The 21,606-nt window shown below is 69.7% G+C and carries 22 protein-coding genes and 2 tRNA genes; 14 read left to right on the top strand and 10 right to left on the bottom strand.

Annotation, left to right across the window (positions count from 1 at the left end):
• The first annotated feature begins 64 nt into the window (after nt 1-64).
• From AB0368_RS13665 to AB0368_RS13655, 3 genes are all read left to right on the top strand, one after another.
• Nucleotides 65-403: a hypothetical protein gene (locus AB0368_RS13665; protein ID WP_366154152.1), complete on the top strand. Its 339-nt coding sequence runs from the start codon at nt 65-67 to the stop codon at nt 401-403.
• 144 nt (nt 404-547) lie between these two features.
• On the top strand, nt 548-910 hold the full coding sequence (locus AB0368_RS13660; RefSeq protein WP_366154151.1) for a WhiB family transcriptional regulator: 363 nt from the start codon (nt 548-550) through the stop codon (nt 908-910).
• Nucleotide 911: 1 nt separating this feature from the next.
• The gene (locus tag AB0368_RS13655; RefSeq protein WP_366154150.1) at nt 912-1,124 is read left to right on the top strand and encodes a hypothetical protein; all 213 of its coding nucleotides are present in this window, start codon (nt 912-914) and stop codon (nt 1,122-1,124) included.
• Nucleotides 1,125-1,302: 178 nt separating this feature from the next.
• On the opposite strand, the gene AB0368_RS13650 is transcribed toward AB0368_RS13655, so the two are convergent.
• The 3 genes from AB0368_RS13650 to AB0368_RS13640 form a co-directional block, all read right to left on the bottom strand.
• Complete coding sequence (locus AB0368_RS13650) at nt 1,303-2,649, bottom strand: AarF/ABC1/UbiB kinase family protein (protein ID WP_366154149.1); 1,347 nt, start codon at nt 2,647-2,649, stop codon at nt 1,303-1,305.
• A 218-nt stretch (nt 2,650-2,867) separates the two neighbouring features.
• Nucleotides 2,868-3,962, bottom strand: coding sequence for a hypothetical protein (locus AB0368_RS13645; protein ID WP_366154148.1), 1,095 nt, complete (start codon nt 3,960-3,962; stop codon nt 2,868-2,870).
• Between the two features lie 309 nt (nt 3,963-4,271).
• The gene (locus tag AB0368_RS13640) at nt 4,272-4,433 is read right to left on the bottom strand and encodes a DUF5679 domain-containing protein (protein ID WP_015625326.1); all 162 of its coding nucleotides are present in this window, start codon (nt 4,431-4,433) and stop codon (nt 4,272-4,274) included.
• 793 nt (nt 4,434-5,226) lie between these two features.
• Here AB0368_RS13640 and AB0368_RS13635 point away from each other — a divergent pair.
• Together AB0368_RS13635 and AB0368_RS13630 are read left to right on the top strand one after the other, a co-directional pair.
• Nucleotides 5,227-5,760, top strand: coding sequence for a M48 family metallopeptidase (locus tag AB0368_RS13635; protein WP_366154147.1), 534 nt, complete (start codon nt 5,227-5,229; stop codon nt 5,758-5,760).
• 119 nt (nt 5,761-5,879) lie between these two features.
• The gene (locus AB0368_RS13630; RefSeq protein WP_366154146.1) at nt 5,880-6,476 is read left to right on the top strand and encodes a hypothetical protein; all 597 of its coding nucleotides are present in this window, start codon (nt 5,880-5,882) and stop codon (nt 6,474-6,476) included.
• Nucleotides 6,477-6,608: 132 nt separating this feature from the next.
• Here AB0368_RS13630 and AB0368_RS13625 read toward each other — a convergent pair whose 3' ends face one another.
• Nucleotides 6,609-7,859, bottom strand: a complete 1,251-nt coding sequence (locus AB0368_RS13625; RefSeq protein WP_366154145.1) for a zinc-dependent metalloprotease — start codon at nt 7,857-7,859, stop codon at nt 6,609-6,611.
• A 90-nt stretch (nt 7,860-7,949) separates the two neighbouring features.
• Between AB0368_RS13625 and AB0368_RS13620 the strand changes: the two genes are divergently transcribed.
• The 6 genes from AB0368_RS13620 (at nt 7,950) to AB0368_RS13595 (ending at nt 14,146) form a co-directional block, all read left to right on the top strand.
• Nucleotides 7,950-8,978 carry a PDZ domain-containing protein gene (locus AB0368_RS13620; protein ID WP_366154144.1) on the top strand — a complete coding sequence of 343 codons (1,029 nt, stop codon included), beginning with the start codon at nt 7,950-7,952 and terminating at the stop codon, nt 8,976-8,978.
• 108 nt (nt 8,979-9,086) lie between these two features.
• Nucleotides 9,087-12,053, top strand: coding sequence for a UPF0182 family protein (locus AB0368_RS13615; protein WP_366154143.1), 2,967 nt, complete (start codon nt 9,087-9,089; stop codon nt 12,051-12,053).
• A gap of 119 nt (nt 12,054-12,172) precedes the next feature.
• A tRNA-Met gene (locus AB0368_RS13610) sits at nt 12,173-12,246 on the top strand.
• 190 nt (nt 12,247-12,436) lie between these two features.
• The gene (locus tag AB0368_RS13605) at nt 12,437-12,928 is read left to right on the top strand and encodes a sigma-70 family RNA polymerase sigma factor (RefSeq protein WP_366154142.1); all 492 of its coding nucleotides are present in this window, start codon (nt 12,437-12,439) and stop codon (nt 12,926-12,928) included.
• Nucleotides 12,900-13,817, top strand: coding sequence for a hypothetical protein (locus AB0368_RS13600; protein WP_366154141.1), 918 nt, complete (start codon nt 12,900-12,902; stop codon nt 13,815-13,817). Before AB0368_RS13605 ends, AB0368_RS13600 begins: the two co-directional genes overlap by 29 nt.
• An 80-nt stretch (nt 13,818-13,897) precedes the next feature.
• The gene (locus tag AB0368_RS13595) at nt 13,898-14,146 is read left to right on the top strand and encodes a hypothetical protein (RefSeq protein ID WP_366154140.1); all 249 of its coding nucleotides are present in this window, start codon (nt 13,898-13,900) and stop codon (nt 14,144-14,146) included.
• A gap of 61 nt (nt 14,147-14,207) precedes the next feature.
• On the opposite strand, the gene AB0368_RS13590 is transcribed toward AB0368_RS13595, so the two are convergent.
• Nucleotides 14,208-14,579 (bottom strand): hypothetical protein, encoded by a 372-nt coding sequence (locus AB0368_RS13590; RefSeq protein ID WP_366154139.1) that lies wholly within the window; start codon nt 14,577-14,579, stop codon nt 14,208-14,210.
• A 184-nt stretch (nt 14,580-14,763) separates the two neighbouring features.
• On the opposite strand from AB0368_RS13590, the gene AB0368_RS13585 reads away from it, so the two are divergent.
• Together AB0368_RS13585 and AB0368_RS13580 are read left to right on the top strand one after the other, a co-directional pair.
• Nucleotides 14,764-15,147, top strand: coding sequence for a helix-turn-helix transcriptional regulator (locus AB0368_RS13585; protein WP_366154138.1), 384 nt, complete (start codon nt 14,764-14,766; stop codon nt 15,145-15,147).
• Nucleotides 15,148-15,279: 132 nt separating this feature from the next.
• On the top strand, nt 15,280-15,747 hold the full coding sequence (locus tag AB0368_RS13580) for a hypothetical protein (RefSeq protein ID WP_366154137.1): 468 nt from the start codon (nt 15,280-15,282) through the stop codon (nt 15,745-15,747).
• A gap of 144 nt (nt 15,748-15,891) precedes the next feature.
• Here AB0368_RS13580 and AB0368_RS13575 read toward each other — a convergent pair whose 3' ends face one another.
• The 4 genes from AB0368_RS13575 to AB0368_RS13560 form a co-directional block, all read right to left on the bottom strand.
• On the bottom strand, nt 15,892-16,806 hold the full coding sequence (locus AB0368_RS13575) for an NBR1-Ig-like domain-containing protein (RefSeq protein ID WP_366154136.1): 915 nt from the start codon (nt 16,804-16,806) through the stop codon (nt 15,892-15,894).
• Between the two features lie 466 nt (nt 16,807-17,272).
• Nucleotides 17,273-17,346: transfer RNA gene (locus AB0368_RS13570), tRNA-Met, on the bottom strand.
• 57 nt (nt 17,347-17,403) lie between these two features.
• Nucleotides 17,404-18,171 carry an enoyl-CoA hydratase gene (locus AB0368_RS13565; protein ID WP_366154135.1) on the bottom strand — a complete coding sequence of 256 codons (768 nt, stop codon included), beginning with the start codon at nt 18,169-18,171 and terminating at the stop codon, nt 17,404-17,406.
• Nucleotides 18,172-18,249: 78 nt separating this feature from the next.
• A complete protein-coding gene (locus AB0368_RS13560; protein WP_366154134.1) occupies nt 18,250-19,320 on the bottom strand; it encodes a lamin tail domain-containing protein in 1,071 nt (356 codons plus the stop codon).
• 199 nt (nt 19,321-19,519) lie between these two features.
• On the opposite strand from AB0368_RS13560, the gene AB0368_RS13555 reads away from it, so the two are divergent.
• A complete protein-coding gene (locus AB0368_RS13555; RefSeq protein ID WP_366154133.1) occupies nt 19,520-20,317 on the top strand; it encodes a pentapeptide repeat-containing protein in 798 nt (265 codons plus the stop codon).
• An 87-nt stretch (nt 20,318-20,404) separates the two neighbouring features.
• On the opposite strand, the gene AB0368_RS13550 is transcribed toward AB0368_RS13555, so the two are convergent.
• Nucleotides 20,405-21,547: a translation initiation factor 2 gene (locus AB0368_RS13550; RefSeq protein WP_366154132.1), complete on the bottom strand. Its 1,143-nt coding sequence runs from the start codon at nt 21,545-21,547 to the stop codon at nt 20,405-20,407.
• Nucleotides 21,548-21,606: the final 59 nt, after the last annotated feature.

The following is a 21,606-nucleotide window of genomic DNA, read 5'->3' as shown; positions in this document are numbered from 1 at the left end:
CATAGCCTCAGGTCACACCTTGGAGAGCGGCATGCTCAACGGGGTTCCATGACGAGTGCAAGCGATGGAGGAGGTGGCAGAGATGGAGATCTACTACATGACTGAGCGACCGTCGACGCTGCTCGCCTCCGCCTGTGCTCCGTCCGCTTCGTGGCTCCCGACCGTCCCAGTGGCGAAGTCCACCGTTCAGGTGGAATCCGCCTCCGTGACGATCTTGGCCGCCGAGCGGGCCCCGGCTTCGCAGGCGCACCAGGTCCAGATCCAGGCCGAGCTGGTCCGGGTTCTGGTGGACGTCGATGGAAGCAACGGGACCACTGGGTTCGTGGGCAGCAACGGCATCGCCATGAAGCGTCGACTGACGGATGGTGCCAGCGGTGTCCCGCCTCGAGGAAGGCCGGTCTGAGAAACCAGACCTCCGGCTCACCTCGAGGCCGCGGAACCCGTAACCGGGATCCGCGGCCTACTTTTTTTGCCGGCTTACCGGCCGGTGCTCCACCTGCACCAACGATCCAGAAGATCGAGAGAAAGAGAGAGGTGACCGGGCTTTATGAGTCTGGCGCTGGCCCCCCTCGACGTGAGCGTCGAGATCGAGGCAAACCTGCCCTGTCGGAAGTTCGACCCGGACCTGTGGTTCTCGGACTCCCCGGCCCAGCTGGAACTGGCCAAGTCGCTCTGCGGGGACTGCCCGCTGCGCGTCGAGTGCCTCGCCGGCGCGGTCGACCGGAGCGAGCCCTGGGGCGTCTGGGGCGGCGAGATCTTCGAGCGCGGTGCCGTGGTTCCGCGCAAGCGGCCCCGTGGCCGGCCCCGCAAGGTCGACGTCGCCCGCGACGCCGAGCTGGCGGTCGAGGTGGAGGAGCGGCTCGCGGCTAACGGCCTCGAGACCCGCAACTCGGTCCGACTGGCCGCATGACATGACCATCACCACCACCCCTTACCGGAAGACGGAAGACGTAGCCATGACCTCGAACGGAACCCCGAAGCTGAAACTCATCCAAGAGGCGCTCTCGCGAGCACGAATGCGTCGGCCTCAGGCCGACCACCACCCTGAGGCGCACCGTCCCGCACGTCAGATCGCCATGGAGGCCCGGCACCGGGCCGCCCGCGAACTGGGTGGACGCCTCTGATCGAACGACTCACCGCACGGCCCCGTCCGCAGTTCGCTGCGGGCGGGGCCTTTCCCTTTGCCTTTCCTGCCCGTCCCGTTATGTTCTCGGGCCGTGCTACTCCCGGCCTCGCTTTGGTCTGGGCCTTGCTTGCTCCGGGCCTTGCTTCTCGCGGGCTTTGGTTCTCGCTGGCCTTGGCTCAGGGAACCGGGGCGAATCCCGGGAGCCATTTCTGGAGGATCGCTCGATACGGCGCCTTCGCCTCGAGCTGGCAGAGCACTCCGATCGAGCCGAGCGTCACCCGGTGGATCAGCAGATAAGAAGGCGGCAGGTTGAGCTTGCGGCTGAGCTGGAAGGCCGGCGACCGGGGACTCGACAACCGGGTCGCCTCCGAGCGGATCCAGCTGCGGGTGAAGCGGAACTCGTCCACCGCCACCGGCTCGATCATCGGCCGCAGGAAGTCGAGAACCGCCTGGGCGTCCAGCTCGTCGTCCGGCTTGATGAACCCCTCGTCGCGCAGCCCGTCGGCCACGGCCCGGGCGTCACCGTCCAGCGCGAGGCGGACCAGCCGACCGATCGGCTCCGGGTGTCCGTCGGGCAGGCGCGCCACCGCGCCGAAGTCAATCACGCCCAGGCGCCCGTCGGGCAGGATCCGGAAGTTGCCCGGGTGCGGATCGGCGTGCAGCAGCCCGGCCCGCGCCGGCGCGGAGAAGTGCAGCGTCGCCATCAGCCGGCCGGCCTCGTCCCGCTCGGGCTCCGTGCCGTCGCTGATCACCTTCGACAGCGGCGTCCCCTCGACCCACTCGGTGACCAGCACCCGGGGCGCCGAGGCCACCACCCGAGGCACGAAGATCTCCGGATCACCCGCGTACGCCGTGGCGAAGGCCTTCTGAGTCTCGGCCTCCATCTCGTAGTCGAGTTCCTCGGTGATGCGCGCCCGCAACTCCGTGAGCAGCGGCTTCATGTCCATGCCGGGCTGAATGATCTTGAACATCCCGGCCAGCCGGCCCAGCTGCTTGAGGTCCGCGAGCAACGCCTCCCCGGCGCCCGGATACTGCACCTTGACCGCCACGGGCAGCGTCTTCGGCTTGGCGCCCTTCCGGCTCGGAGGCAGCTTCCACAGCGCCCGGTGCACCTGCCCGATGCTCGCCGCCGCGGCCGGACTGTCGTCGAACTCGGCGAACCGCTCCCGCCAATCCGCGCCCAACTGCTCGGCCAACGCCTTGTGCACGTTGGCAACAGGCATCGGCGGCGCCGCCTCCTGCAGCTTCGTCAACGCCTGCCGATACGGCCCGGCCATCTCCTCGGGCATCGCCGCCTCGAACACCGACAGCGCCTGCCCGAACTTCATCGCACCGCCCTTGAGCTGCCCGAGCACGCTGAACAGCTGCTCCGCGGTGCGCTGTTGGATGTCGGCGGAGATGACGTCGGTAGCGATCCCGGTGACCCGCTTGCCGAGCCCGAGCACGGTCCGCCCGGCGAAGCCGAGAGGCAGTGCGGCGAGCTTCGCGGTCCGGGACGCCGCACGACGCGGGATGTCGGTCACCAGATCATTGTGCCCGCTGGAACGCCGTTCGACCGCCCTCCACCAATCCGCCTGTGGATGCACACCACTCCCACCCATTTCCGGTACGCCGTGAGCACCACCCCGCCGCCGCGCACCGGTTGACCACCGTCGACGGCACCAATGCGGCCTGAGATGACATGAGCGCAGCCTGTAGTCCAAGCCCGGCAGATCGTCCGAGTGCCTGCGTTGTCCGCACCTCATTCGGACCCGCCTGCCTGCATATTCGGTCCCGCCTGGCTGCTTATGTGGTGCCCGCTGCGTACCCGGCTGGAGCTCCGCATGCAGGAACAGTCCGGGTGCGGCATCCAACTGCGCCGGCGTACTCGCCCCGGGGCGCTGAGCTCGACCTCGGCCCCCAGCGTCTCCGGCGTCCGGCCGTCGACGAAGGCGAGCACTTCCGCGACGGCGTACGCCGTGGCTGCCAGAACCGTGGCGGCCGCGCAGGGCTCGTCGTCGCCCGGTGGCGGCTGGGGGCGGTCGGCGTGCGGGTCCCGCTCGTGGCGGTGCAGGTCGAGGCAGTGCAGGCACGGACCGCCGGTTGCGGGGACGAGCGGGCCGATGACAGGGGTCGCCTCGCGGATCGCCACCATCAGGTGAGGCTGGCGGCGCTGGGCGTACGCGGCTGCCAGCAAGGGGACGGGCTGGTCGTGGCTGAGCTGGACGACCAGCGAGGCGCCGCCCCGCCGCACCGACCGGGTCTCGGTGCCCGGCACAGCTCGCAGGACGGCCTCGGTGACTGCCTGAGCCCGGGGTCTGCCCAGCTCGGCGTCGCGCAGGGGAGAGGCGAGCCGGTCCTGACGGGTGACCGTACCCGGCAGGTCGGCATGAACGTGACCGACGCCCGACTCGGCGAGCGCGACCGCGATGCCCGCAGCGAGGCGGCCGCTGCCCGCGACGGTGATCCGCGCTCCACCCCGCCTGCGAAGGGCCGCTGCCGCCGCTGCCGGAGCTGCGCCGAGGGCGAGCGTCAGAGCTTCGCCGGAGAGATGCACGGCGGCTGACGGTGAGGGGTAGAGGCTCTGAGCGGGCACGACGAGGCCGGCGTGGTGGAGCGAATCGATGAGAGCGCGAGCGTCCGACGGAGGCACCCCCGCGGTCGCGGCCCGGCGGAGGACGTCACGCTCCGAGCGTGAACCGTCCAGCAGGTCCAGGAGGCGGGCAGTCGCGCGTTGTGGCAGGTCGATGAGTACGGCGGTGCCAGGGCGCAGGCCGAGTTGCAGCGTGCGGGCGCCTCGCCAGGTGCGGAACAGGCCCGGAAGGAGGGTCGGGCGGTGCAGGGGCGGGGAGGTCATGGGTGACAGGTTGTCACGTTCCCCACGCGGAGCGAGTTCGTTGTCCACAGGCGAGGGGGACGCCCGTCCTCGCTTATCCACAGGGCATCGCGAGTTATCCACAGGCCAGGGCGATGGTGGATAACTACTCAACGTTGTGGGATGACCACAGTTACGTCCCGATGGAGTGAACCGCTACGGCCGTGATGCTGCGAGGCCGGGATGGTGGTCGCCGAGGTGCCGGGAGGGCCGAGATCCGAGATGCGGGCGACCGAAATGCGGGGAGGCGGGGGTGACCGTGTGGCCGCCCCCGCCCTCCGGTGCTTCCGGTCAGGCCTTCGCCTTGCCCAGGATGCGGTTGACCGTCGTGCCGCAGACCGGGCACTTGCCCTTGGCCATGTTCATGCCGGTCTTCGAGACCTCGACGGTGCCCTGGAAGTCGCGCTTCTCCTTGCACTTCACGCAGTATCCGTTGTACGTGTTGTCGGCCACGGTTCCTCCTCGTCATGTTGTCGGCCCGGGTCGGCCCGATGCCCCGGGACGCGGTCAGGTCGGTGACCTGGACCCCCGAGGCCCTGCTCGCGGCGACAGGCCGCGATCTGTGTTCGGCGCTGGACCGCTCCGCGACCACGTGGATGTGGCCACCCGTTCCGGGCGGTCACTACCCAGGTCCGGCCATTTCCATGTCAGCGCAGCGTCGACGGTGTCGCCGACGTCGTGAGTGTGCCGGTCGGCTTGGCCCTTTTTGGGCAGATACGGGCGGACACGCCGACGAATTACCTCAGAACGGCCGAAACGTGACAACTCCGGTTGAACGTCGCAGTTCGCCGACCGAACGAACGGCTGCGGCATGAGCCTCGAGGAGCGCAGGCCGAGGGCCGTCACCGCCCACGACGACGTGGCGCCGGAGGCGGCGTAGGCCGAGGGGAGAAGAGGGGGAGAGGCGCAGAGGGGTGGGCGGAGAGCGCGGAGCGGGCGGGCCCAGGGGCGCAGAGGGGCATAGGGGCGCACGTCGGGAGCGCAGAGAGGCGCGGCGGGCTATTGAGTCAGGAACGTCGGAATGGTTGGGGCTCGGAGGTTTGAGGGTGGGCTCCCGGGTCATGCATGGGTTGTATAGCGTGGCGTCTGACGGCCCCGCGCACTGTAGGCATGCAAAATATTTTCGGATTTTCTGGGCCAAAGCTCACATATTGGGTGCGTGTCGTTTGCCGTACCCTTGCGGCGACCTGGCCCTGACGGATTAACGTCGCAATGTGAACCCTAGAGTGGGCCGCGCGAGCCTGTGATGGGCAGGACGCGCAAGCCTGTCGTCGAAGTGCGGCGCAGCCAGCGCCGTCGTCGCACGGTGTCCGCGTATCGCGAGGGCGAGCGGGTTGTCGTCCTCATTCCCGATCGGTTCTCGCGTGCCGAGGAGACCGAGTGGGTCGCGCGGATGCTCGCTCGGCTGGCCGCTCGTGAGGAGCGGGTCCGGCGCACCGACAACGAGTTGTTCGGGCGTGCCAACAAGCTGATCGCTCGCTATCTGGCGGACCGCGCCCGCGATGTGGTTCCGGCCAGCGTGCGGTGGGTCACCAATCAGAACGGCCGTTGGGGATCCTGCACGCCCGACGACGGCACCATCCGCATCTCCCACCGCATCCAGGAGATGCCGGACTGGGTGATCGACTACGTGCTGCTCCACGAGCTCGCCCACCTGGTCGTGCCGAGTCACAATGCCGCCTTCTGGGACCTCGTCAACCGCTACCCGAAGGCGGAACGGGCCCGGGGCTACCTGGAGGGCATCTCCGCCGCCACCGGCCTCGTCCTCGCCGACGACTGAACCCGCCGACCGCAGCCCACGACCGACGGCGGCGACTGAAGCGGACGACTGGCGGCAGCGACCGAGGCCGACGACTGACGGCGGCGGCTGGGGAAGGCCGGGCGGCTAATCTTCCGAGCGTGACCAGACGTGTCGTGGTGGCGCTGCTGACTCCTGTGACGTGGAGTCCTCCCGGCGTCGACCTGTCCGCGTGGCGCGCCGCGCTGGCCGAGGATGTCGTCGATCTTCTCGCCCGGCTGGCCCAGGCCGAGCCGGCCATCGCGGCCATCGCCGCCGACGTGCCGCTCGCCCGGGAGATCGCTTGGCCCGGTATGCCGATCTACGAGGTTGCCACGCCGACGCTGGTGCCCGTCTTCGCCGCCGCCGAGCAGGACGGCTTCGACCAGGCGGCCGTGCTGGCGGCGGATGCCGCGGACGTGCCCGGGATGATTCTGGGCAAGCTGTTGCGGCCGTTGAGCAGCAAGCCCGTTGCCGTGGCGCCCTCAGGGCCGGGAGGCGGGGTCCTCGCGGTGGCCGCGAATCTGCCGGTGCCCGGGTGGCTGGCCGATGCCGATCTCGACACGGCCACTGCCATGACGCTGCGGCGTACGGCTCCGCAGGCGAGTCTGGTGGAGTCGACGCCGGACTGGCGGCGTCTGCGGGGGCCCGCTGACCTTGCGACGCTGGATCCTGCCCTCGAGGGCTGGGAGAACACGAGAGCGCTGCTGGGTGGCTGAGGCGTGGCTGGACCACCGCGGCGGGTGACCGGTAGCCACTCACTCAGAATGAAGGGCGAGGGCCGGCGAATGCTGGGCCCCCGCCCGGCCTCGACGGGAGTTGCGGTCTGCACCACCCACCGAGCTACGACATCAGGACTTTGATCCTGGTTCTTCTTCTCCGCCGCCACCGAGGTTGTCGAGCTCGGAGATGTCCCAGGCCAGCTCGTTGCGGGCGAACTTCTGCGGGTCGGCGAAGTCCTCGTCGGTCGGCAGCAGGTCGGGGTGGTCCCAGAGGGCGTCGCGGCCCTGGACGCCGCGGACGTCGGTGACCGCGGTCCAGAGGGCGCACGCTTCGCGCAGCCGGCGGGGGCGGAGTTCGAGGCCGACGAGGGCCGCGAAGGTCTGTTCGGCCGGGCCGCCGGCCGCGCGGCGGCGGCGGAAAGCTTCGCCGAGGGCCGCCACCGACGGGAGGCGGTCGCCCGCGGCGCTGTCCACGACGTGGCCGACCCAGCCCTCGACCAGGGCGAGGGCCGTCTCCAGGCGGGCGAGACTTGCCTTCTGCTGCGGTGTGTCCTCCGGCGTGAAGATGCCTTCGAGTGCCATGGCCTGCATCGACTCGGGGTCGGTCGGGTCGACGCGGCTCATCGCCTCCTCGATCGCCTCGCGGTTGACGGTGATGCCGTTCGCGTACGTCTCGACGGCGTTGAGCACGTGCGCGCGCAGCCACGGGACGTGCTGGAACAGGCGCTGGTGGGCTGCTTCGCGCAGGGCCACGTACAGCCGGACCTGGTCCTCGGGGATCTCGAGGCCGTCACCGTAGGCCTTGATGTTGGCCGGTACGAGCGCAGCCGTGCCCGCCGGGCCGAGGGGCAGGCCGATGTCGCCCGCGGACAGCACCTCCGCGGCGAGCTGGCCCAGAGCCTGGCCGAGCTGGCCGCCGAACAGGGCGCCGCCGAGGGTCGCGACCATCGACTGCATCGGGCCGAGCTGGGCTCGGGCCTCTTCGGGGACGAGGTCGCCCATGGCGCCCACCATGCGGCCCGCGATCGGGTCGCAGAGCTTCTTCCACACGTCGAGGGTGTTGTAGACCCACTCGTTCCTGTTCCAGGCGGTCGCGTCGCGGATGCCCGAGGGCATCGCGGACGCCGGGTCGAGCCACAGGTCGGCGAGGCGCAGGGCCTCGGCGACGGCGTTGTGCTCGTACATGTTCACCGCGGGGTCGCCGGTCGCGCTCAGCTGGCTGGCCGCCACCTGGCGGGCCAGATCCCAGTTGACCGGGCCACTTCCCGGCGCGGCGAACATCTGCTGCAGCTGATTCATGAACTGCTGCATCTGCTGCGGGTCGGAGGGATCGGGCGGCTGGGCGCCCGGCAGGCTGAAGCCGAACGGGATATCAGGCACGACCCCAACGGTACGCGCGTCGGAGGCCTTCGTGACCAATGGTGGTGTCAGCTCAGAGAGAACTCAGGGTCGGTTGGTACGGTCACGCGCATGAGACGTCGCGGTGTCACGGTCATCCTCGGCGCCCTGATCACCGCACTGCTGGCAGTCGGAGTCATGGCCATCCCCCTGCCTTACGTGGTGCTCAAGCCCGGGCCGACGGTCAACACGCTCGGTTCGGACAACGGCAAAGAGGTCATCCAGGTGACGAAGGCCGACACCTCGACGAGCAAGGGTCAGCTCCGGCTGACCACCGTAGGGGTCCAGCCCAGCGTCGAACTGGTCTGGGCGATCCGGGGCTGGTTCAGCGACGAGCAGGCGGTGGTCCCGCGCGACCTGATCTATCCGCCGGACCAGAGTGAGCAGCAGGTCGAGCAGCAGAACGCCGAGGAGTTCAAGACCTCGCAGACCAGCGCCGAGACGGTGGCGCTGCGCAAGCTCGGCTATCCGGTGCAGACCTTCGTGACCTCCGTGACACCGAAGAGCCCGTCGGACGGTCAGCTGCAGAAGGACGACGTGATCACCTCCGTCGACGGCGAGGCGGTGACCGGGCCCACCAAGCTCACCGAGCTCATCCAGTCGAAGCCGGCCGGCACGTCGCTGACCATCGGGTACACCCGGGCCGGCAAGGCCGGGACGGCCAAGGTCGTCTCGCAGAACCTGGAGAAGAGCGACAAACCGCGGATCGGCGTGGGGATCGACCAGCGCCAGCCCCACCCGTTCACCGTGACCATCGACCTCGACGAGATCGGCGGCCCCAGCGCCGGGCTGATGTTCACGCTCGGCATCATCGACAAGATCAAGCCCGAGGACCTCACGGGCGGCAAGATCATCGCGGGTACGGGAACGATCGACGACGAGGGCGACGTGGGGCCGATCGGCGGCATCCCGCAGAAGCTCGTCGGCGCGAAGGACGCGGGGGCGCAGATCTTCCTGGTGCCCGCGGACAACTGCGCCGAGGCGCTGCGCAACGCCGTACCGGGGCTGCCGATGGCGAAGGTCGCCACGGTGGACGACGCGCTCACCGCACTGCAGACCTTCACCAGCGGCGGCACGCCCGCGCCGTGCACGGCTTCATGACTTGTCCACAGGCAACGCCAGCGGAACGACGCAACACCCTAAAGTGAAGAACCGGTCCTGAGATTTGTGGGGTTCACGGTGGTCATGCGTAACAGTCCTCTGCCGAGGATGAGCCGGCGCGGTCGCGTGACCGTCGGCGTCCTCGTGGGGGTTTTCCTCCTATTCACGTTGCTGGGCTGGGGCATCGACGCCTACACCGACTACCTGTGGTTCGACGAGGTGTCCTTCACGGGCGTCTTCACCGGTGTCCTGGTGACCCGCCTGCTGCTCTTCCTGGCGATCGGCCTCGCGATGGCGCTGATCATCGCGGTCAACCTCTACCTCGCCTACCGGCTGCGCCCGCTGCTGCGGCCGCACTCCGCCGAGCAGGCCACCCTCGAGCGCTACCGCATGGTGATCCAGCCACGCCTCGGCACCTGGGTGGCCGTGATCGCGATCGTCATCGGCTTCTTCGCCGGCCTCTCCGCCCAGAGCCGCTGGAAGGACTGGATGCTGTTCCAGAACGCCCAGCCGTTCGGCGTGAAGGACCCCCAGTTCAACGTGGACGTCGGCTTCTACGTCTTCGACTACCCGCTGCTGCGCTACCTGCTCGGCGTGGGCTTCACCGCCGTGGTGCTGTCGGTCATCGGCGCGCTCGCTGTGCACTACATCTTCGGCGGCGTGCGGCTGCAGGGCGTCGGCGACCGGATGACCTCGGCGGCCCGCGCTCACCTGACCACCCTCGTGGCCATCTTCGTGCTGCTCAAAGCGGTCGCGTACGTGCTGGACCGGCGGGCCCTGCTGCTCGAGCAGCACGTCTCGCCCGGCCTCTACGGCGCCGGCTACACCGACGTCAACGCGCTGCTGCCGGCCAAGGAGATACTGGCGTACATCTCGATCGTGGTCGCCATCGCGATCATCGTGTTCTCCAACGCGGTGATGCGGAACCTGGTCTGGCCCGGCGTCTCGCTGGCCCTGCTCGCCATCTCCGCTGTGGCGATCGGCGGCATCTACCCGCTCGCGGTGCAGAACTTCCAGGTCCAGCCCAGCCTGGCGGACAAGGAGGGGCCGTACATCAAGCGGTCCATCGAGGCGACCCGCGACGCGTTCGGGCTGACGGATACGCAGGTGACGCCGTACCTGGCGAACAGCGTCGTGCCGCCGACCACGCTGACCGACAGCGCCAGCGCGCGCAACGTCCGCGTCATCGACCCCCAGCTGGTGTCCCAGGCGTTCACCCAGTCGCAGCAGGTCCGCGGCTTCTACGACTTCGGCCCGAAGCTCGACGTCGACCGCTACACCGTCGGCAACAAGATCCAGGACTACGTCGTCGGCGTTCGCGAGATCAACAACGAGGCGCTCACCGAACAGCAGCAGAACTGGCTCAACGAGCACACCGTGTACACCCACGGTTATGGCCTCGTCGCGGCCCCAGCCAACCAGTCCTGCGGCGGTCTGCCGTACTTCGTCTCCGGCTTCCTCGGCGGTGGGGCACAGACCGCCAACTGTTCGTCGCCGACCGAGCAGATCCAGGTGGACCAGCCGCGCATCTACTACGGCGAGCAGGGGACCACCTATGCGATCGTCGGGCAGACCGACAAGGCCAAGAACGTCGAGTTCGACCGTCCCCAGCCCACGGACAGCAACGCCGAACAGCGCTACACGTACGAAGGCAAGGGCGGCGTCGCGCTCGACTCGTTCTTCCGGCGGCTGGTCTTCGCGATCAAGAACACCGAGAGCAACTTCCTGCTCTCCGACGCGGTCAACGACGACTCGCGCGTGATGTACGTGCGGGATCCCCGCACGCGAGTGGAGAAGGTGGCGCCCTTCCTGACCATAGACGGTGACCCGTATCCGGCCGTTGTGGGCGGGCGCATCCAGTGGATCCTGGACGGGTACACGACCGCGGCGACGTACCCGTACGCGCAGCGGATCAACCTGCAGGAGGAGACGCAGGACGAGCTCACCAACCGGGGCACGTTCGCGCTCGCCCGGGACAACGTGAACTACATGCGCAACTCGGTGAAGGCGACCGTCGACGCGTACGACGGCACGGTCACCCTCTACGAGTTCGACGACAAGGATCCCGTCCTCAAGGCGTGGAACCAGGCGTTCGGCGGGCACCTCATCAAGCCGAAGTCGCAGATCCCCGCCGAACTCGAGGCGCACTTCCGCTACCCGGCCGACCTGTTCAAGGTGCAGCGCAACCTGCTCACCCGGTTCCACGTCACCGACCCCGCCGACTTCTTCACCGGCAACGACTTCTGGGCGGTGCCGAACACGCCGGACGGCTCGGATCCGCGGAAGCAGCCGCCGTTCTATCTGAACGTCCAGCTGCCCGGGCAGGACAAAGCCCAGTTCCAGCTGACCTCCGCGCTGACGCCCAGCAAGCGGGAGAACCTGGCGGCGATCATCTCCGGCTCGTACGTCGACGGCAAACCCCGCCTCGAGGCGCTCGAGCTGCCGGACGAGACCGCCATCCCGGGCCCCGCGCAGGTCCATCAACAGATGACCAGCAACGGCACCGTCCGCCCGGAGCTCAACCTGTTGCAGACGAACAACCAGGCCCAGGTCCTGTTCGGCAACCTGATCTCCCTGCCCGTCGGCGACGGCATGCTCTACGTCGAACCCGTGTATGTGAAGAGCGGCCAGCAGACCAACGCCGCACCGCTGCTGCAGAAGGTGCTGATGTCGTACGGCGACGGCGGCAGATACGCGGTGCTGGCCAACAACCTCGACGAAGGCCTGAAGGCGCTCGTGGCGCAGGGCAAGAACCAGCCCACCAACAACACACCGGGCAACACCGGCAACGAACCGCCATCGGGTGGAACGCCGGTGCTGACCGGGCAGCTCGCGCAGGCGGCCGCAGCGTTGGACAAGGCCATCGCCGATGTGAAGTCGGCTCAGCAGTCGGGCGACTTCGCCAGGTACGGGCAGGCGCTGCAGGCGTTGGACACGGCGATGAACAACTTCCAGAACGCGCAGAAGGCGGCGGCCGGCACCAACGGGCCGTCAGCCGGGCCGTCAGCACCGCCGTCGACGCCGGCTTCGGCCCCACCGGCATCCGGGCCGGCACCGACACCGAGCGGGGGCTGACGCCCTCCCCCGCGCCCAGCGGCCCACCGGATTGCCGGTGGGCCGCCGGCACATGTGGGGCACGTTACGGGGGGTCGTTTTGCAGGCGACGAGGCGCCGCGATAGAGTTGAGAAACCGACGCGGGGTGGAGCAGCTCGGTAGCTCGCTGGGCTCATAACCCAGAGGTCGCAGGTTCAAATCCTGTCCCCGCTACTAGCTTTATCGCATGATCAGAACGCGGTTCCCCAGTTCAGGGGAGCCGCGTTTTTGGTTTTCCGCCCTCCGCGTCGGTCATACTTTCGGACATACCGGCGTGTACGAAAGTATGAGTGACACTTCTGCTCCGTGATCCGTCTGCTTTACATGCGATCAAGGAACACACCGGTACGCCAGGGAGCCGACTGTGGCCAGCACCATGACCCAGCTGTTCCGCACGTACTGGCCCACGGTGGTGGGATATCTGACCCGGCGCACCGGCGACCGCTCGCTCGCCGAGGAATTGGCACAGGAGACCTTCGCCCGCGCCACGGCGGCGTTTCTGGGTTGGCAGGGCGGGTCACCGGTCGGCTGGCTGCTGGCGATCGCCCGCAACGTGCTGACGGACCACTACCGCAAAACGCGGCGGCTGGTGCCGATCGAGGACTCGCTGCTGCCGGCGGAGGAGTTTCAGGATGCCGGGGTCGAGGTCCGCGATCTGTTGTCCCGGCTGCCGCCGAACAGCCGCAGGCTGCTGGAACTGGTGTACCTGGACGGCTTCAGCCAGGCCGAGGTAGCGGCGATGACCGGACGCAGCCCGGTTGCGGTGCGTACCGCGGTGTACCGGGCGCGGGAATCGTTGCGGGCGTTGCTGGTCAGCGAGGAACGCGATGAACGCGACACCACCCGGCGACGATGAACCCCGCCTCCCGGCAGCGGCCGACATCGAGGACATCGACTTGACGGTGCCCGACTTCACCGGGGCCGACGAGGCAGCCGTGCATCGGGCCGTACGACGCGGCGTGCTGCGCGCCGGCTTCGCCGCCGCCTCCTGGCTCGTGCTCGTCGCGGTGGTGGCCCTCATCGCCCTCACCGTGGTCAACAACGCACGCGTCAAGGACCTCGCGGCGGTCGGTCACCGGGCCATCCTGGTAGCCCATCCCGAGTACGCGTTCCATGGCATGAGCTGCTGCGGCGGGCTCACCGACATGGAGGTCACGGTGGAGGGCACCGTACGCGGAGAGGTCGACGGCTCGGGCAGCGTCACCGGCACGCTGCGCAAGTCCATGACCGGCGCGCTGGATCTCCAGCTCCCCGACGCGGCCACCACCCCCATCGGCAGGGCGCTGGATCGCAGCCCGGCCGGTAAGGCGGAGACCTCGGCATTTCTCGACCGGCTGCCTCCCGGTGTCGCGGCGTCCGCGATCCTCGAGTTCACCACGCCGTTGGACCGGGCGGCGTTCGGCGCCTTCCTGGCGGCCAACCCGCCGGAGACTCCCCTCAGCACCGCGTTCCTGACGGCACCGCATTCCACGGAGCCGTTGGTGACCTGGGACGGGGTCCGCGACCTGGACGGCTACGTGACCTGGGCGCGCGGGCTGCACGGCGACGACGACGAGATGTTGACGTCGTTGGGCCTGCCTCGGTCCGCCGCCTTGCAGGCCCTTGCTCGCGATCCTCGCGTCCACGCCGTCGTGCTGGACCGGGCCACGCCGGCGCAGCTGCGTAGTTGGCTGGCCAACCCGACCGTAGGAAGCGTCACCCTCGCCGACATCGGCTTCGACGCTGACCTCGTATTGCCTCGCTAGCCTGCCCCTTGCCTGGCTAGCCCGGCCCTTGCTTCGTTAGCCCGCCCCTGTCAATCCGCCCGCATTTCGAAAGGGTTCCCGTGAAATCTGCTTCCCGTCACCGGCCGTCCACTGCCCCCATCGCGCTCCTGACCGCCGCCGGACTGATCTTTCTCAGCCTGACCCTTGTCATCCCGACCTCGGACGAAACTGTCAGCTCCGCCGACCAGTCGGTGGTCAGTCACACCGACGCGGGACCCACCGCGCTGGCCATCGTGCTGCTCTGCGGCGCGGTGCTGAGCTTCGCGGGGGCGGGGTGGAAGACCTACCGCCGGATTCGGCACCGGTGATCCGCGGAGCCCGACGTGCGTTTCCTGTGCACGGGCGCGGGCTAATGCACGAGCCGCGGCCTTAGGCGCGCGGCGCGGCCCAGGATGGCGTGCGGCCGGTCGCGGGGCGTCCGGCGGAGAAGCGGGACGAGCCGCTGTTCTTGACGGCGCGACGAGTTGCCGGCGCGACCGGAGGCGTCACCCGTGAGGGTGAAACCGGGACCGGCTCCTCGGCCGGCGGCGCGAGCCGAGCGACTGGCGGAAGCTGCGGACCCACACCTGCCGAGGCCGCCACCACCGGCAGGTGTGGGTCGGGTGCCGGCCGCACCGCGGGTACGCCGTCCTCCGGGCCCTCGGGCCGGGCGGGCGGCATCGTCCGGCCGCGCCGGAGCAGGGTGAGGCTCAGGACTATGCCCGCTGCCACCAGGAGGGCCGCCACGATCGTCAGCACCATGGAGCCACGACCTTTCTCTGCTGTCCCACGCGGAGCGCCACGGTCCAGAAGGCACCCTGCGAAGGCGAGAACGTGCGGCAGCGGGTGGCGGCCCGAGCCATTGGTTATCCAGCCAATGACGCTAGCAGTAGGTGGCCCTTCAACCAATCGTCCGGTGTGCCGTTCCCCCGCCTATGCTTTGAAGATGAACTTCGGCGGCTACCTCAGGGGGGCGATCCACGCCGCGGGGTTTCCGACACCGACGCATTTCGCCCGGGCTGTGGGCACGGATCCGTCCGTTGTGCTGCGGTGGCTCAGCGGTGAGCAGCGCCCCACCATTCGGTCCATCGAGCGGATCGCGCCCGTGCTCGGCCGGAGCATCAACGAGCTGGTGCTGGCTGCGTACCCGGATCGGCTTGGAGCGGAAAAGGCGCCGGAGCCGGCGGCGCATCCGTTGGTGCAGGAGCTGGGACGGATCCTCGCCGATGACTCGCCGATCCCGGCGGCCGACCGCGAGGCGCTCGAGACGGTGCTCGACCGGATGATCGATCCATACCGGAAGGTGCTGCGCCGCCGCCGCTCCGCGTGACCGCAAGCCGCCGATCCCTGCCGTCTCGCGTGACAGTAATTCGCGTCACGGGCCGGATGTCCGTAATCTCGGCACATGACTGCGCGGGCCGGAGTTGAACGCGTACCAGCTGTGAACGGACTACACCTCCAGATGAGCAGGCTGCTCGTCTGCTGCCTCATCGTCGCGATTGCCGCCACGGGGGCATTGGTCATCACGTCCATCGTGGCCTTCCCGGAACGTCCCGGGCCGCCGCCGGGCAACCCGGGTATCCCTCCGGGGCCGCCTCCGAATGTCCAGGCGGTCGCGGTGATTGTGCTCGTCACCGGCGTCTTCGTACTGTCCTGGCTCGCCGTTCTGGTCGCCTTCGCCCGTGACCAGATCCTTCGGCGCCTCGGCGAAGGGGGAGACCCCGAAAGGATGAGGGAGCTCCTCACCGAGGTACGCGCCGAACTGGCGACCGATCGGGAGCGGGAGTGGCAGATGATCGCCGAGCGCCTCGCCGAGTACGGCGAGCAGCGGGAAACCGACGGTTATCTCAACGGCATGCGGATGGGCGCGGGTGGCCAATCGGCAGAGGAGAATGTGCGCTCGCTGCGCCGCCCGCCGACGCCGCGCTGACCCGTCGGATGACCGACAGTTCTACCCTTCCGGTCCGGCAGAACCTCGCCGAGGGCGAAAGGCGGCCTCGTGAATGGCGCGGACCGCGGAGCACGCCGCGGTGTGATCGATTCGTAGACGACCCGTCGACCTGCCGCCCGGGATTCAGGCCACGTTGACGAGGAAGACGACCGGGCGGTGGCTCGGGAAGTACAACTGCCCGCGCTCGTCGACCATCTTCCAGCTGACCCAGCACTGACCCGGTCGATTTGTCGTCGTGACGCGGACGCTGATCATTACCTGCTCGCCGGGCAACGTGTCGCCGATCGCTGCCCGTTCGGGTACCTGGCAACTGTCGTCCGGCCCGGACGGGTGCTCCGGCACCAGCCACCGGCCGTGCCAAGCTACCGACCCGGTGTTGGCGAGCGCCCACACCTTGACGAAGGTTGAGTCGGTCTTGACCACGGTGCCGTCGGGGATGGTCACGTCGGCCACGAACATGCTGGCGTCACCCGGGATCCGCGGCTCGGACCGGTCGGCGCCGGTGGCCGGCGCGGACGCCGAGACGGCCGGAGACGCCGTCGCCGCCTGACCGCGACGGTGCAGCACGATCGCGCCGACGCTCAGGATGGCGGCCGCGGTGAGCAGCACGACCGCGGCCGCGCCGGCGAACGCGCGAAGCCGGGTCCGGCTCGGTTCCCCGCCCACGATCGTTGTCCCGCTCTCGGTGTCGGTCGACCGTGACCGACCGACGGTCACCGTCGGGCCGCTCGTCGCGGTGACGTCCGGCGTCTCGGGGGCGGGCGTGTCGCCGCGTTGCGCGTCTTTCCACTTGATCCGCCATGCGGCCTCGTCGCCGTCGCAGGCGCGAACGAACTCGCGGGTCGTCTCCCACGACGGGAAGCGCAGGCCCGCCGCCGCCTCGTACAGCGTCGTGTGCGAGATCCGTCCCGACCGTGCCGCCATCGCACGGAATGACGGATCGCCCACCGAATCGCGCAACGCCCGCAGCTGTTCGGCGAACTGTTGCGCGACTGTCCGAGACCGCGACCCGTCGACGGCTCCGACCTCGTGATCCATCCATAACTCCATGTCAGAGGCGTCAGAAGGTGTTGTTCGAACGCGTCAGAGGCTACCGAACGGGGGCTGAGCTGCAGCAGCGTGGTGGGTACACCGCCGCCGATCGTCACGGCACCCGCGGCGATCGAAGGGATCGACCATGAGACAACTCGCCCGCCACAGGCGTTCGTGTCCCCGCAGTCGGGCGTCCTGCGTGGAAGGCCGGCGCGGCCCGATACGACCGCCGTAGTAGCGATCTTCGTGGCCCCAGGGCCGTACAGCGACGTGCGTCAGATCGGTACCGGCTGGAACAACTTCAGCGACCTCGTCTGATCCCCGTACGCCTCTGGACTGGGCGACCTCAGCGCGCACGGGGACGCTGAGGTCGCCCAGCCAGGCTGAACGAGCCCTACGGCCCAGCGCACACACGGAACCGGAGACGCAAATCGGGGCCTCTCGATATTCGAGAGGCCCCGATCTGACCTAGTAGCGGGGACAGGATTTGAACCTGCGACCTCTGGGTTATGAGCCCAGCGAGCTACCGAGCTGCTCCACCCCGCGTCGGTTCGGCAACGTTAGCACGGTCGCCCCGAGCCCCGTCGGGCGGAGTGTTTCTCCTCACCGGCGGAAGCGGGCCACCGTCTCCTGGATCGCCGGGCCTGTCGCCGAGGAGGCCTGGGCCCACGACTCGAACTCGACGCTCGTGGCGAGGTCGGACGTCGTCGCCATGCGTACCGATGTCTTGATGTCGCGGGCCAGGGTCGGGTCCAGGGCCGCCCAGCGTCCGGCTCGTTCGTGGGCCGCTGCCAGCGGGTCTTCCGCCAGGGTGCCGGCCAGGCCGAGGCGGACCGCTTCCGGGCCGTCCACGCTGCCGCCGTCGAGCAGGAGTTGCATCGCCCGCTCCGGGCCGAGGGTGCGGGTGAGGAACCACGTGCAGCCGCCGCCTGGGTGCAGGCCGATCTTCGTGAACGAGGCGATGAGTTGCGCCTGCGGGCCGACGATGCGGGTGTCGCAGGCCATCGCCAGGTTGAGGCCCGCGCCGACCGCCGGGCCCTGGATCGCGGCGATGGTCGGGATCGGCAGGGAGAGGACGCGCAGGAAGCTGTCGTAGATCTCGTGCAGGTCCGCGCGGATGTCGGCGACCGAGCGGCCGGTGCGGTTGAACATGGCCGGGAGGTCCGCTCCCGCGCAGAAGGCCGGGCCGGCGCCGGCGATGACCAGGGTGCGGGCGTCCCGGTCGGCGGCGATCTCGGTGATCGCCGCGATCAGGCCGTCGCGGACTTCCGGGTCGATCGCGTTGCGGCGGTCCGGGTCGTTGAGCGTGATCGTCCAGCGGCCGTCTTCAGTACGGTCGCGAAGCACCTTGGTCACCGGCAGAGAGGGCATGGAGAACATGATCGCGCACCCGGAAAACACTGCGGCCCCCGGCGGGGGGAGCCGGGGGCCGCAGCGGTGGGAAGGTGGTCAGCAGTACGTGACGCCGCTGCCGTTGCCCCACTTGCAGGAGTCGATCGACTTGCCGGTGTTGGTCCGCAGGTACGCGGTGTCGCCGCCGTTGTTCCACACGTAGCTGGTGCGGCTCCAGTAGCGGTGCTTCGAGTCCGGCTGCCCGTTGGTGCCCTTGCCGGTGTGGACGTACATGTACTTGGCTGCGCCCAGCTTGTAGTCGCTGGAGAAGGTGTAGACGTGTCCGGCCAGGTCACGCACGGTCCAGCCCTTGAGGTTGATCGTCCGCGACGTCTTGTTGGTCAGGCGGACCCACTCGTTGTTGAGGCTGGTGTTGCTGCCGGTGTCCGTACCCGGGGAGTTGTACTGGATCTTGCTGAACTGGATGTCACCGGCCGCGACCGACGGGGTGGTCGGCGTGGGGGTCGTGCCGCCGCCGCTGCCCGCGCCGCTGCCGACGTTGATCTCGACGGTCTCGGTCTGGCCCTTGAGCAGGTTGTTCTCCGGGTCGCCGTCGATCACCGCGCGGTAGGACTTCGTGCCCGAGCCCTGGCCGGACAGGGTGGTGGAGAAGATGGAGGCGTCCCCGACGGTGTTGCCGGTGGCCACGTCGCTCCACACGCCGCTCGCGCCGCGCTGGATGTGCACGCGGAGGCCCGGCTGGGTGGGGTTGGCCGAGACATTGACGTGGACCGTGCCGTCGCTGGCGGTCATCGTCATCGTCGGCACGATGCCCATCGCGACCGCGATGTGCTTCGACTCGGCGCCACCGGCCGTCACGTAGAACAGGAAGCCGGAGTCCACGATCCGGTTCAGCGACCAATTGCCGGAGCTGTTCGCGGTGGTCGTGATGGTGCCACCGGTCGCGTAGTCGGGCGACGGGTAGAAGTCGTTCCAGACGTACGCCGACTCGTAGAGCGCGACGGTGGCGCCCGCGGGGGCGGTCCCGGTGAGGGTGATGGGTCCGTATCCCTGGCGGCTCGCCGGCGCCGAGATGGTGGGCGCGTCGGCGGCGGCCGCCGGGGCGGCGAGGCCGAGGGCGGCGGCGCAGCCGAGGGCGGCGAACAGGGCCGTCTTGCGTGCACGCATCAGCGAGAGTCTCCTTGAGCGTCGAGGGCGGTCATCGCAGCTTAGGGATCATGACTATCCGTAGTCACCCGTCCTGTCGGTCCTGGTTATCAGCCGGTTGGCTGAGCGCGGTGGCGACGTCGAGTCACCTTCGTCATCAGGGTCGGTGACGCCACGTAACGGGAAAAAGCCGCGGATCGGGCGGCACTAGGGTAGGCGCATGACCGATTTGGTGCTGCGGGCCGACTGCGCACGGTGCGCCGGGCTCTGCTGCGTCGCGCCGGCCTTCGCCAAGTCGTCCGACTTCGCCATCGACAAGCCCGCCGGGCGGGCCTGCCCCAACCTTCGCGACGACTTCCGCTGCGGCATCCACGAGCGGCTGCCGGAGAAGGGCTTCCCGGGCTGCGTCGTCTTCGACTGCTTCGGAGCCGGGCAACAGGTGAGCCAGGTCACCTTCGGCGGCCGCGACTGGCGGAGCACGCCCGGCATCGCCGGGCGGATGTTCGCGGTGCTCCCGGTGATGCGTCAGATCCACGAACTTCTCTGGTACGTGACTCAGGCGCTGGATCTGGCGGCGGCGCACCGGCTGCACCCGAGACTGCGGGCGGCGCGGGACGAGACGATCGCGCTCACCACCGGTACGCCCGACGACCTGCTCGCGCTCGACCTGGACGCGTACCGGAGGAAGGTGAACCCGCTGCTGCAGAAGGCGAGCGAACTGGCCCGTGCCGGGGCCGGGCCGCGGCGCGCCGACCATCGGGGAGCCAACCTGATCGGGCGGCGGATGCGGGGCGCGAACCTGCGCGGCGCCAGCCTGCGCGGCGCCGTGTTGATCGGCGCCGACCTGCGGGACGCCGATCTGCGGACGGCCGACTTCACGGGTGCCGACCTGCGCGGTACGGATCTGCGGGGGGCGGACCTCAGCGGTGCGCTGTTCCTGACCGAGTCCCAGGTGCGGGCGGCGGTGACCGACGGGGCCACGCGCCTGCCCGCGGAGAAGGCGGGGGACCGGCGGTAAGCGTCGAGCGCCGGCCGCGACGTGTCCGGTGTCGACGCCCGCCGGCCGGCAGGAGGATGGTTCCGACCCCGATCGGCCCGCCGGCGCTCAGTGGTGGCGGTTGCCGCGGGTGGTGGTGCCGATCTCCTGGTCCGGGCGGCGCGTCCCGTTCTTGCCCTTGGCGGAGTTGGCCGCGAAGCGGGCGGCGGCGCGCCGGACCCGCTCGGCGCGGGCGGTGAGGTCCGTCGTCGGCTGGTCGGAGCGGTCCACGGCGGACTCCGGCTCCCCGGCGACCAGGTGCGCCACCCGGGATGCGAGATCGGCGGCGCGGGAGGCCAGGTCGGGCTCGGCGAGCTGGGTGGCCTCCTCGGCCGCGGCGGCCTGAAGGGCCCGCGCCTCGTCGGCGGCCATCCCCGGCCGGTAGCCCGGCAGCCGCCCGCTCCCGCCGCTGGCCGGCTCGGGTCCGGGAAGGGTGGCACGACCCGCCACGGGGGTGTCGTGCGCGGCGAGATCCGACCGCCAGGCGGCGACCTCCGCGTGGCCCGCACGCTGCACCGGACGCCACCCAGCAGGCTCGGCGGCGCGTTCGGCCCGAGAAACGGCGGGCTCGGGGCCGGCCGGCGAGGGCTGAGGGGCGGCGGACGAGGGCAGGGGGTCGGCGGGGGCCTGGCGGGGGACCGGGAGGGCGCCCAGCAGCGACACCGTCTGGCCCTCGCCGCCCTGGTAGTTGCTGAACTCCGGCCCGATCAGCAGCCGGGACAGCATCCGCGCCTGCGGCGTCGCCAGGCCCAGCTTGTCCGCGTTGTCCACCCGGAAGCGGGCGATCGCGTGGCGGAGGATGTTCGCGAGCCGGTCCGCGTCGCCCACCTCGGCCAGGTCGCCGCCGGCGAGCACGAGCGCCGGGAACGATCCGTCGGCGCCGCCGCAGACCAGCTGGATCTGGGTGGCGGACGCGGCCCGGCCCGGCGTACGGGTGCCCGGCTGCACCCGGATGTGCTGCGGATACAGCCAGCGCAGCTCGCCCGAGGTGATCTCCAGGTCGTCCGGGGATTCCGAGGACGTGTACGCGTACCCGAGGCGGCGGTCCGTGACGAGCACCTCGGTGGCTTCGGGGAGCGTCCAGCGGGGGAAGGAGGCGGCGCGGTCGAACGCGTACTCGGCGACGGCGCAGCGGCCTCGCCACAGGGCCCGTTCCCCACCCTGGAGCGGACCGAAGGCATCGGGCAGCGGCTGCGGGTGCTGGTCCAGCATTCCTCGATTAGATCCGGATACGGAATGCCGAGACAAGTCGTTGCACTGTCAAATTTTCG

This window comes from Actinoplanes sp. NPDC051475, from assembly GCF_040689425.1.
Taxonomy (GTDB): domain Bacteria; phylum Actinomycetota; class Actinomycetes; order Mycobacteriales; family Micromonosporaceae; genus Actinoplanes.
The sequence above is the reverse complement of the archived record's forward strand: the minus strand, read 5'-3'. Positions and strand labels throughout refer to the sequence as shown.